The sequence below is a fragment of the Neochlamydia sp. TUME1 genome (genome assembly GCF_000813645.1).
Lineage (GTDB): Bacteria > Chlamydiota > Chlamydiia > Chlamydiales > Parachlamydiaceae > Neochlamydia.
The window spans coordinates 1-11,092 of record NZ_JRXI01000087.1; the positions used below are offsets into that span (position 1 = coordinate 1).

12 protein-coding genes are annotated in these 11,092 nt (G+C 39.0%); 8 read left to right on the forward strand and 4 right to left on the reverse strand.

What is annotated here, in order from left to right; translation table 11 throughout:
- Positions 1 to 64: 64 nt before the first annotated feature.
- The 4 genes from DB41_RS12820 to DB41_RS03705 all read right to left on the reverse strand — a co-directional run bounded on the left by DB41_RS12820 (position 65) and on the right by DB41_RS03705 (position 1,709).
- Positions 65 to 157, reverse strand: a complete 93-nt coding sequence (locus DB41_RS12820) for a transposase (protein ID WP_080502388.1) — start codon at positions 155 to 157, stop codon at positions 65 to 67.
- An 11-nt stretch (positions 158 to 168) separates the two neighbouring features.
- Complete coding sequence (locus DB41_RS03695; protein ID WP_052243864.1) at positions 169 to 465, reverse strand: transposase; 297 nt, start codon at positions 463 to 465, stop codon at positions 169 to 171.
- Positions 466 to 786: 321 nt separating this feature from the next.
- Positions 787 to 1,176 (reverse strand): transposase, encoded by a 390-nt coding sequence (locus DB41_RS12825; protein WP_052243865.1) that lies wholly within the window; start codon positions 1,174 to 1,176, stop codon positions 787 to 789.
- Between the two features lie 164 nt (positions 1,177 to 1,340).
- Positions 1,341 to 1,709 (reverse strand): IS630 transposase-related protein, encoded by a 369-nt coding sequence (locus tag DB41_RS03705; RefSeq protein WP_039384457.1) that lies wholly within the window; start codon positions 1,707 to 1,709, stop codon positions 1,341 to 1,343.
- Positions 1,710 to 2,209: 500 nt separating this feature from the next.
- On the opposite strand from DB41_RS03705, the gene DB41_RS03710 reads away from it, so the two are divergent.
- The 8 genes from DB41_RS03710 to DB41_RS10635 form a co-directional block, all read left to right on the forward strand.
- Positions 2,210 to 3,142 carry a leucine-rich repeat domain-containing protein gene (locus DB41_RS03710; RefSeq protein WP_052243867.1) on the forward strand — a complete coding sequence of 311 codons (933 nt, stop codon included), beginning with the start codon at positions 2,210 to 2,212 and terminating at the stop codon, positions 3,140 to 3,142.
- A 352-nt stretch (positions 3,143 to 3,494) separates the two neighbouring features.
- Positions 3,495 to 3,971 (forward strand): DUF6444 domain-containing protein, encoded by a 477-nt coding sequence (locus tag DB41_RS03715; RefSeq protein WP_255350908.1) that lies wholly within the window; start codon positions 3,495 to 3,497, stop codon positions 3,969 to 3,971.
- Positions 3,972 to 3,984: 13 nt separating this feature from the next.
- The gene (locus DB41_RS03720) at positions 3,985 to 4,377 is read left to right on the forward strand and encodes a transposase (protein ID WP_162180910.1); all 393 of its coding nucleotides are present in this window, start codon (positions 3,985 to 3,987) and stop codon (positions 4,375 to 4,377) included.
- Between the two features lie 219 nt (positions 4,378 to 4,596).
- The gene (locus DB41_RS03725; protein WP_155117569.1) at positions 4,597 to 4,833 is read left to right on the forward strand and encodes a transposase; all 237 of its coding nucleotides are present in this window, start codon (positions 4,597 to 4,599) and stop codon (positions 4,831 to 4,833) included.
- 186 nt (positions 4,834 to 5,019) lie between these two features.
- Positions 5,020 to 6,294 (forward strand): leucine-rich repeat domain-containing protein, encoded by a 1,275-nt coding sequence (locus DB41_RS12095; protein WP_052243868.1) that lies wholly within the window; start codon positions 5,020 to 5,022, stop codon positions 6,292 to 6,294.
- Between the two features lie 279 nt (positions 6,295 to 6,573).
- The gene (locus DB41_RS03735) at positions 6,574 to 7,926 is read left to right on the forward strand and encodes a leucine-rich repeat domain-containing protein (RefSeq protein WP_052243869.1); all 1,353 of its coding nucleotides are present in this window, start codon (positions 6,574 to 6,576) and stop codon (positions 7,924 to 7,926) included.
- Between the two features lie 350 nt (positions 7,927 to 8,276).
- Positions 8,277 to 9,968 carry a leucine-rich repeat domain-containing protein gene (locus DB41_RS03740; protein ID WP_052243870.1) on the forward strand — a complete coding sequence of 564 codons (1,692 nt, stop codon included), beginning with the start codon at positions 8,277 to 8,279 and terminating at the stop codon, positions 9,966 to 9,968.
- Between the two features lie 311 nt (positions 9,969 to 10,279).
- The coding region (locus DB41_RS10635) for a leucine-rich repeat domain-containing protein (RefSeq protein WP_193365242.1) at positions 10,280 to 11,092 on the forward strand (813 nt) is incomplete at its 3' end.

Consider the following 11,092-nt stretch of genomic DNA (forward strand, 5'->3'; position numbering starts at 1 on the left):
AAGATTGGGGAAGGAATAATTCACCTAGGATAGGAAAATGCTCTTTACCTTTTTCTCAGTAATGCTATGTCACGATTGATTGACAATTAGCAATTTTTCCTAAAGCTCCACAATACTGCCTGGCTACCCCTACCGAAAACTTTCCCTTTTTGGGTATAGAAGTGTCGTCTAGAACAAGTACTCTTTTTTAACCCTCATGCTTTGAGCCATATGCTTTGCCAATTGCTGTTGCATTGCTGCATGGTCCCAAGGGCTTTGATTGACAAATTGTTGAATGGCTTGTTCATTTCCTCCAGGAAGTCTTTTTGCCATGGGTTCGATAGATTTTCTTTCTCCATCTAATATTAGTCCTGAAATGTATAATCTGCACCAGTGGACTCTTTCCGATCTTCCTAAGTTGGCTTTAAAAACATTAATCCATTCATTAAGTTGTTCGCGAATGGAATTTAGTTGCTCTAGATCCATTATTCTCTCCTCAATTAATAAACCTTACCTACATTAATATCAGAAAGGCACTTAACGAGGTAGTACTATTTAGTCACAAAAAGAAATCAAGTATCTGCCTTTAAAATAAGAAGAAAGCCTTTCAGCGAATGGAGTGAAAGGCATGGCAAAAATATTAGGAGGTAAGATTTAAGAGAAGTTAGGTTAATTTCTTTATCCTCATGAGATAAGGCAGCTATCGCAACTGCAAAGGCTTTACTTAGTAAGCCACCTATATTGATTTAAATTTTATATTTTTATCATCGACATATACTTGAGAAAGAGTAATACGCTTTAAAAAAACTAAGTCTGCATACCTAACCCTCTGAAAGTTACCTCTCTACTTAATGAGAGGAATTTTATAAAGTACGGGATTACATAAGAAGTAGCTTGAAAGCGTATAATCAATGGTTTGAGCAAGAGTAAAAACTTACTGAAGTTTGATGCCACGATCTTCTTAAAATTAGCCCAAAAGGTTTCAATAGGGTTTAAATCTGGAGAATAAGGCGACAAAAATAAAATCTCACACCCTGCCTTTTTGATAGGCTCATGAGTGGTTCGCAATTTATGGAAGGTAGCCTTATCCCTAATTAGAACTTGCCCCGCTTTAAGTTCGGGTATCAATGTTTTTTCTAGCCAGAAGTTAAATAAAAGACAATTACAGGTACTTGTATAACAAAAAGGAGCTACCATCTAGGACTTCCATTTAGCTGCTATAAAGCTTTCTGTAGCAAATGAACGACCTGCTAGAGCACCATAAATCTTTTCTCCTAGAGGTGATCTTGCATGCTGGCGCTGTAAGTAGGCATTCATCCCGCTTTCATCTATGTAAATTCTATTTTCTTCCGAAATATTTTCTAGCTTTTGTCTACATTCCTCTCGCTTATCCTCATCTCTTTCCTTATAGAAGGGTGTATTTTTTTTAAAGTGATTTTCAGTCTTTTACAGGCATAAAAAACTGCAGCTGTTGTCACTCCGAATTCCTCAGCTATTTCCCTAAGGTATGCATCGGGAGTTTGTTTTATACATAGTTTTAGCTTTTCACTATCTATTTTAGTGGGGCTCTGCCGTCTTTTTTTAGGAGCTAGATTACCTTGTTTTTTCCGCTTAATCCAGTTTGTTAACGTGCGAGCTGCTACGCCAAACACCACACTAGCTGTGGCTATTGAGCCGCCATTCTCTATAAAATTCAAAGCTTTTTTTCTTAAATTGAGTGAATATACCATGCCAATTGATTATACATATATTCACAGAAAAATAGAATTTAAATAATTATAGCTTAACCTTTCTTTCTGAAGTATAGCAGCTGCAAACGCTTGGCTCAAACGATAACCAGCCTACTAATCTTCCTAAGAAGATAAGTCAGGTGCACGATTATCTGCCTCTTAATGGGGGCGGAAATCCGCTGCTAAGCATTCCAAGTAAAATAAAGCAAAGTTTTCACCTGTCGTTAAAAAGTTTGCTTCTACTTCATCTAATAGGCTAAAGAAAAGAAGCGGCATGTTTAGAAGACTTTAAGGATATGATAACTTCTTAGATCATCAAAAAACATTAACGTCTGATAAAAGAAGGCGAAGAATTTCCAAAAGCTTTTTATAGCCCTCTATTTTTAAGTTTAAAGTCTAAGAATTTGTTTCTAAAATCTTTTTGTACATTTTGGATTGTTCATGTATATAATGTCCTAAAAAACGGCTGAAAATATGAATAATTAAAAGAAGGACATATAATGAATCCTAACTCTTCTATCAGCATTGAGCATTTACCTAATGAGGTACTCTCCTCGATTTTGGAGTATTGTCCTACGCCTGCCTTACTTAGAGTTTGTACTAGATGGCGTCATCTGCTAGCTACTGAAGTCATGCCTTCTCTTTATAAGCAAATAGGTAAGATGCATGTTCCTCAAGGGAATGTTAGCGAGCAGGCTTTTATTTTAGATAGGATTTATAAGCTAGAAAGTGGACTTCCTGAAATAGCAAAAGTCAATGCAATCTTTAAGCAAATCTTTACTTTAGCTAGTTCTCTCTCTCCGTTAGAATTAGAATTTAAATGGAAAACCGAGGAAAAAAGATATCTTACCCTGGCTAACTACTCCTCTTATCTTGTAAATATTAATCGCCTCTTAATTTGGAAAGAAATTCCTGGTGGGAAAGAATACTTAGACCAAGAAGAAATCAAGTATTTGCCTTTAGCAAAAAAAGGAGAGCTTTTTAGAGATTGGATTGAAAGGCATGGCAAAGTTATTACGAGCTTAAATTTAACAGAAATTGGTTTGACCTTTTTACCTGCAGAGATAGGGCAGCTATCGCAGCTGGAAGTGCTCCATTTAAATGATAGCCAGCTTAGTTCCCTTCCCGCGGAGATAGGGCAGCTGTCTCTGCTGCAATACCTTTACTTAAACAATAACCCGCTAACCTCCCTTCCTGCAGAGATAGGGCAGCTTTCTCAGCTACAATATCTTTTCATACAAAAAAATCAGCTTACCACTCTTCCCGCAGAGATAGGGCAGTTATCGCAATTGCAAAGGCTTAGCTTAAGCAACAACCGACTTACCACTCTTCCTGCGGAGCTAGAGCAGTTACCAGAACATTTGGATATTAATTTAAAGGAGAATCCGCTGGAAAGCATTCCAGATGAAATAAAGCAGCGTTTTCGCTTATAGCTGAAAAAGTTTAATTCCTCTTCACCTCATGTGTTAAAAGGCAAAGGGGGCTGCTTTCAAAAAGCTTTAAGGATAAAAATGAACCTCTCTGATTAGCAAGAGACATTAACATTTGATAAAAGGTAACAGTTCAGATACCCCCAACCAATGCCTGTTCATTTCAACGAAATGGCCATCCATATAATATTGATTCCTTTTAGCATGCTGGATGTGCTATTGTATAGACATGAATACAGATGATAGCCCACACGCCCTACCATCTATTTCTGGTAAAGAATTTGATGCTCTTCCAGCTTCCATTCGCACTTATATTCGCTATCTTGAAAAGATCATCGAACAGTAACAAGCTCATATCCAACAGCAACAAGCTCAGATTCAACAGCTGCAAGATCGTATTAATAGCTTAGAAGATCAACTTACAAAGAACAGTTCTAATAGCAGCAAACCTCCTAGCAGTGATGGCTTGAAGCGGATGCCAAAAAGCCAACGTCGCCCATCAGGCAAAAAGCCAGGCGCTCAACAAGGACATGTGGGAAAAGGCCTTCTTCAGGTGGAAAAACCCGATTTCTTGGTGATTCATCCATCTACAAAGTGTCACACATGCCAGGCAAGCCTTAGCCACATCCAGGGTGATTGCGTAGAAAGACGCCAGGTTTTTGAAATCCCTCCCTCTAAAGTTCAAGTAACAGAACATCGTGTGGAGGAGAAAAAATGCCCTTATTGTGGAAAAAATAGCAGAGCAGCATTTCCTGAACATGTTAAAGGACCTGTACAATATGGCAAGAGAGTTCAAGCCTTGGCAGCTTATTTTACTGCTCAACATTTTTAAGGATGTTTATGATGTGGCTATTTCACCTGGCACTTGTGTAACTAGCGATGAAAAGTTTTTTAAGAAACTTGAAGCCTTTGAAAACACTCTAAAAGCACACTTGCTAGCCACCCAAGTGTTGCACTTTGATGAGACAGGCATCCGCTGTGAGAAAAAACTAGCTTGGGTGCATGTAGCTTCTTCACCAAGGGCTACTCTTTACACCCTACATGCTAAACGTGGGCAACAAGCCATGGATGAGGCAAACATTTTACCACATTTTAAAGGAATAGCCATCCATGACCATTGGTTTCCTTACTTTTCTTATAAGCAAATGCTGCATGGATTATGCAACGCTCATCACTGGCGAAAATTGACATTTATGCACGAGGAAAAGCAGGAAGAGTGGGCCAAACAGATGAAGTAGTTCCTGATTTTTGCCAAGCAAGAAGTAGAAAAACATGTAGAGCAAGGGGCTTTAGCCTTCAAAGGTTTTACAGCATATCGAGCAGGCCTACACACAAAGGATTACTGATGTGCTTACCTATCATTTAAGCTTACCTCCTTCGTCTAAAGGTAGAAGAGGTAAGCAAAGCAACGGGAGGGTAAAAACCTCCTAGACCATCTATAAGAAAAGCGAGAATGTGTGCTGCGTTTCATGTATGACTTTGCCGTGCCCTTTACCAACAACCAAGGCGAACAAGATATACGTATGGTTAAGCTAAAGCAAAAGATATCCGGTTGTTTTCGTAAGCCTAAAGGAGGGCGGATTTTTTGCCGCATCCGCAGCTATATTTCTACCGCACGTAAACAGGGTTGGAATGTCTGGGATGCATTGGCAGATGCCATCCGAGGGAGCCCTCGTTTGTTAGCCATCGATTGATAGGCTGGCTTGCCAGAAGCCCTTACCTAACTTCTATTTCATTCAAACACTCCTGAATAAAAAGAGGGTATCTGAACTGTTACGATAAAAGAAGGGAAGAATTTCCAAAAGCTTTTTATAGCCCTCTATCTTTAAGTTTAAGGGCTAAGAATTTGTCTCTAAATTTTTTTTACATAAGGTCATGCAATGAATTTTAGCTTTTCCATCACTATTGAACATCTACCTAGTAAGATACTAGTCCCTATTTTAAAGGCTTGCGCTAGCCCTTCCTTATCTAGCGTGTGCACAAGATGGCGTCACCTGCTAGTTACTGAAGTCATGCCCTCTCTTTATAAGCAAATAGGTAAAATGCATTTTCCTCAAGGAAATATTACGGGACAAGCTCATGTTTTAGATAAGCTTTATAAGCTAGAAAGTGGACTTTCTGAAGTAGCAAAGGTCAATGTAATCTTTAAGCAAACCTTTACTTTAGCTAACTCTCTTTCTCCTATAGAACTTAAAGGAAAAAAGGTAAATATAATTTTTAAGCAAATCCTTACTGTAACTAGCTCTTTTTTTGCTTTAGAATTTAAAGATAAACCTACGGAAAAGAGATATCTTACTTTGGCTAACTACTCCTCTTATCTTATAAATATTAATCACCACTTAATGTGGAAAGAAATTCCTGGTGGCAAGGAATACTTAAACCAAGAAGAAATCAAGCATTTACCTTTAGCAAAAAAAAGAAAGCTTTTTAGAGATTGGATTGGAAGATATGGCAAAGATATTACGAGGTTAAACTTGAAAGGAGCTGGCTTGACCTTTTTACCTCCGGAGATAGGGCAGCTTTCTCAGCTGCGATACCTTTACTTAGACGGCAACCAACTTACCACTCTTCCTGTAGAGATAGGGCAGCTTTCTCAGCTGCGATACCTTTACTTAGACGGCAATCAACTTACCGCTCTTCCAGCAGAGATAGGGCAGCTGTCTCAGCTGCAATGGCTTTACTTAAACAGCAACCGGCTAACCTCCCTTCAGGCAGAGATAAGGCAGTTACCTCAGCTGCAAACGCTTGGCTTAGAAAATAACCAACTTACTGCCTTTCCCTTAGAAATAGGACAGTTTTCTCAGCTGCAATACCTTAACTTAAACAATAACCAACTTACTTTCCTTCCCGTAGAAATAGGACAGCTTTCTCAGCTGCAATACCTTAACTTAAACAACAACCAGCTTATCACCCTTCCTGCAAAGATAGGGCAATTATCGCAGTTGCAAATGCTTAACTTAAATAACAACCAGCTTGCCTGCCTTCCAGCAGAGGTAGGACAACTATTTCAGCTGAAATGGCTTGACTTAAGCAACAACCAGCTCACCACTCTTCCTGCAGAGATAGGGCAGCTACCTGAAAGGTTAAATCTTAATTTAAAGGAAAATCCGCTGCGAAGCATATCAGATGAGATAAAGCAGCATTTTCGGCTGTAGCTGGAAAGTTTGTATCTTCATCACCTAATATGTTAAAGGAACGAATGGGTATGTTCAAAAGGTTTTAAGGATATAGATAAACCTCCTGGATCATCAAGAAACATTAACGCCTGATAAAAGAGGGGGAAAGAATTTTCAAAAGCTTTTTATAGTGCTTTATTTTTAAGTTTAATGGCTAAGAATTTGTCTCTAAAATTTTCTGGTACGTTTTGGATTGTTCATGTATAGAATGTCCTAAAAAACGGCTGAAAATATGAATAATTAAAAGAAGGTCACGTAATGAATTATAGCTCTTCTATCAGCATGAAGCATTTACCTAATGAAGTGCTCACCTCTATTTTGGAGTATTGCCCTAGGCCTGCCTTACTTAGAGTTTGTATTAGATGGCGTCATCTGCTAGCTACTGAAGTCATGCCTTCTCTTTATAAGCAAATAGGTAAAACGCATGTTCCTCAAGGAGATATTAGCGAGCAAGCCATTATTTTAGATAAGCTTTATAAGCTAGAAGCTGAGCTTCCTGAGGTAGAAAAAGTCAAAGCAATCTTTAAACAAATCTTTACTTTAGCTAGTACTCTTTCTCCCTTAGAATTTAAATCGGAGACCGAAGAAAAAAAATATTTTACCCTGTCTAATTATTCCTCATATCTTATAAATATTAATCGCCTCTTAATTTGGAACAAAATATCTGGTGGAAAGGAATACTTAGACCAAGAAGAAATCAAGTATTTGCCTTTAGAAAAAAAAGGAGGGCTTTTTAGAGATTGGATTGAAAGGCATAGCAAAGATATTACGAGCTTAAATTTAACAGAAATTGGCTTGACCTTTTTACCTCCAGAGATAGAGCAGCTATCTCATTTGCAAGAACTTAAAGTAAACGACAATCAGCTTACGTCTGTTCCCATAAAGATAGAGCACCTATCTCAGCTGCAAATGCTTGATCTAGACGACAACCAGCTTAACTTCCTTCCTGTAAAAATAGGGCAGCTATCTCAGCTGCAAATGCTTTACTTAAATCGCAACCAGCTTGCTTCTCTTCCTGCAGAGATAGGGCAGTTGGCTAAGCTGCAATGGTTGCACTTACATAACAACCAGCTCACATGCCTTCCCGCAGAAATAGGGCAGCTATCTCAGCTGCAAATGCTTTACTTAAATCACAACCAGCTTATCTCCCTTCCTATAAAGATAGGACAACTGTTTCAGCTGCAAGAGCTTTACTTGGACGGTAACCAGCTCACATATCTTCCCGCAGAGATAGGACAACTATCTCAGCTGCAATGGCTTTATTTAGACGACAATCAGCTTACCACCCTCCCTGCAGAGCTAGGGCAATTATCGCAGTTGCAAATTCTTTACTTAAATAACAACCAGCTTACTTGCCTTCCAGCGGAAATAGGGCAGCTCTCTCAGCTGCGAAGGCTTGGCTTAAGCAGCAACCAGCTTAACTCCCTTCCTGCAGAAATAGGGCAGCTCTCTCAGCTGCAAGACCTTGACTTAAATAACAACCAGCTTACTTGCCTTCCTGCAGAGCTAGGGCAGCTGAATGCGCTTCAACGGCTTAACTTAGAAAATAATCAATTAACCACCCTTCCTGCAGAGATAGAAAATCTACTTGCTCTAAGTAGGCTTTACTGAATGAGAATCCGTTGTAAAGCATCCAGATGAGCTAAAGCAGCGTCTGCGCTTTTAGCTGAAAAAGTTTGTTCCTTCATCATCCAATAGGTTAAAGAAACTAATGGATATCCTTAGAAGCTTTTAAGAATATAGATAAACTTCTGGGCGCATTCAGAGACATCCATATCTGAAATTGTATCTTTCCTGCTAAAGAAGAGGAAGAATTTCCAAAAGCTTTTTATAGCCCTCTATTTTTAAGTTTAAAGTCTAAGAATTTGTCTCTAAAATTTTTTTGTACATTTTAGATTGTTCATGTATATAATGTCCTAAAAAACGGCTGAAAATATGAATAATTTAAAGAAGGACATATAATGAATCCTAGCTCTTCTATCAGCATTGAGCATTTACCTAATGAGGTACTCACCTCGATTTTGGAGTATTGTCCTACGCCTGCCTTACTTAGAGTTTGTACTAGATGGCGTCATCTGCTAGCTACTGAAGTCATGCCTTCTCTTTATAAGCAAATAGGTAAAACGCATGTTCCTCAAGGAGATGTTAGCGAGCAAGCCATTATTTTAGATAAGCTTTATAAGCTAGAATCTGAGCTTCCTGAGGTAGAAAAAGTCAAAGCAATCTTTAAGCAAACCTTTGCTCTAGCTAGCTCTCTTTCTCCTTTAAAATTAGAATTTAAATGGATAACCGGGGAAAAGCAATATTTTACCCTGTCCAATTATTCCTCATATTTTGTAAATATTAATCGCCTTTTAATTTGGAATAAAATCCCTGGTGGAAAGGAACACTTAGACCAAGAAGAAATCAAGTATTTGCCATTAGAAAAAAAAGGAGAGCTGTTTAGAGAGTGGATTGAAAGGCATGGCAAAGATATTACGAGGCTAGAGATAACAGGAGTCGGCTTGACCTTCTTACCTGCAGAGATAGGACAACTTTTTCAGCTGGAATGGCTTGACTTAAGCGGCAACCAGCTCACCACCCTTCCTGCGGAGATAGGGCAGCTATCGCAGCTGCAAACCCTTAAATTAAATAGCAACCAGCTTGCTTCTCTTCCTACCGATATAGGGCAACTTTCTCAGCTGGAGCACCTTGACTTAAACAATAACCAGCTTACCTCTCTTCCTGCAGAAATAAGGAATCTTTCTCGTCTGCTATGGCTTTACTTAAATAACAACCAGCTAGCAAGCCTTCCTCCAGAGATAGGACAGCTATCGCAGTTGCAATGGCTTGGCTTAAACAGCAACCAGCTTACCGTCCTTCTTCCAGAGATAGGACAGCTTTTGCAGCTGAAAACGCTTAATGTAAGAAATAACCAGCTCACCTCACTTCCAGCAGAGATAGGGCAACTTTCTCAGCTGCAATACCTTTACTTAAATAGTAACCAACTTACCTCTCTTCTTGCAGAAATAGGAGGGCTTTCTAAGCTTGAAGCGCTTTATTTAAGCAACAACCAGATTGTCACCCTTCCTGCAGAGATAAGGCAGCTGTCTCAGCTGCGAAACCTTTTCTTAAACAACAACCAGCTTATTTCCCTTTCTATAGAGATAGGACAACTGTCTCAGCTGCAAGAGCTTTACCTAGACGGTAACCAGCTCACATGCCTTCCCGCAGAGATAGGACAGCTGTCTCAGCTGCAATGGCTTTACTTAGATGACAATCAGCTTACCATTCTTCCTGCAGAGATAGGGCAATTATCGCAGTTGCAAATGCTTTACTTAAATAACAATCAGCTTACCATTCTTCCTGCAGAGATAGGGCAGCTGGGACAGCTGCAAAGGCTTGGCTTAAGCAGCAACCAGCTTACTGCTCTTCCTGTAGAGGTAGGGCAGTTATCGCAGCTGCAGACGCTTATCTTAAGCAGCAACCAGCTTACCCGTCTTCCTGAAAAAATAGGGCAGCTATTGCAGCTGCAAGATCTTTTCTTAAGCGAGAACCAGCTTAACTCCCTTCCTGTAGAGATAGGGCAACTACCTACTCTGAAAATTTTTCAGGTGAAAGGAAATCCGCTGCAAAGCATACCCGATGAAATAAAGCAGCGTTTTTGCCTGTAGCTGAAAAAGTTTGTTTCTTCATCACCTAATGTGTTATAGGAACGAATCGGTATGCTTAGTCGGTATGCTTAGTTAGAAGGCTTTAAGAAAATAGATAAACCTCCGGGCCCCTTCAGACACATTCACATTTGAAATTGTATCTTCCCTGCTAAAGAAGACGAAGAATTTCCAAAAGCTTTTTATAGCCCTCTATCTTTAAGTTTAAAGGCTAAGAATTTGCCTCTAAAATTCTTTTTACGTTTTGGATAGTTCATGTATATAATGTCCTAAAAAAACAACTGAAAATATCAATAATTAAAAAAGGTCATGCAATGAATCCTAGCTCTTCTTTCACTATTGAAAACCTACCTAATGAGGTACTCACCTCGATTTTGGAGTATTGTCCCACGCCTGCCTTACTTAGAGTTTGTACTAGATGGCGCCATCTGCTAGCTACTGAAGTCATGCCTTCTCTTTATAAGCAAATAGGTAAGATGCATGTTCCTCAAGGAGATGTTAGCGAGCAAGCCCTTATTTTAGATAAGCTTTATAAGCTAGAAGCTGAGCTTCCTGAGATAGAAAAAGTCAATGCAATATTTAAGCGAATCTTTAGTTTAGGTAAATCTCTTTCTCCAGTAGAATTAGAATTTCAATGGAAAACCGCAGAAAAAAGATATTTTACCTTTTCTAATTATTCCTTATATTTTGTAAATATTAACCGCCTTTTAATTTGGAAAAAAATCCCGGAGGGAGAAGAATACTTAAACCAAGAAGAAATCAAGTATTTGCCTTTAGAAAAAAAAGGAGAGCTTTTTAGAGATTGGATTGAAAGGCACGGCAAAGATATTACGAGCTTGGATTTAACGGAAATCGGCTTGACTTCTTTATCCCCAGAGATAGGGCAGCTACCTCATCTGCAAACGCTTAACTTAGAAAATAACCAACTTACTTTCCTTCCAGCAGAGATAGGGCAGCTACCTCATCTGCAAACGCTTAACTTAGAAAATAACCAACTTACTTTCCTCCCAGCAGAGATAGGACAACTTTTTCAGCTGCAATGGCTTCACTTAAACAATAACCAGCTCACCACTCTTCCTGCAGAGATAGGGCAGCTACCTCATCTGCAAACGCTTAACTTAGAAAAT

What these genes read in the sequence shown, in the direction of transcription:
- DB41_RS03695 (WP_052243864.1), bottom strand. Translation starts at nt 465, where the DNA reads ATGGATCTAGAGCAACTAAATTCCATTCGCGAACAACTTAATGAATGG.
- DB41_RS12825 (WP_052243865.1), bottom strand. Translation starts at nt 1,176, where the DNA reads ATGGTAGCTCCTTTTTGTTATACAAGTACCTGTAATTGTCTTTTATTT.
- DB41_RS03705 (WP_039384457.1), bottom strand. Translation starts at nt 1,709, where the DNA reads ATGGTATATTCACTCAATTTAAGAAAAAAAGCTTTGAATTTTATAGAG.
- DB41_RS03710 (WP_052243867.1), top strand. Translation starts at nt 2,210, where the DNA reads ATGAATCCTAACTCTTCTATCAGCATTGAGCATTTACCTAATGAGGTA.
- DB41_RS12095 (WP_052243868.1), top strand. Translation starts at nt 5,020, where the DNA reads ATGAATTTTAGCTTTTCCATCACTATTGAACATCTACCTAGTAAGATA.
- DB41_RS03735 (WP_052243869.1), top strand. Translation starts at nt 6,574, where the DNA reads ATGAATTATAGCTCTTCTATCAGCATGAAGCATTTACCTAATGAAGTG.
- DB41_RS03740 (WP_052243870.1), top strand. Translation starts at nt 8,277, where the DNA reads ATGAATCCTAGCTCTTCTATCAGCATTGAGCATTTACCTAATGAGGTA.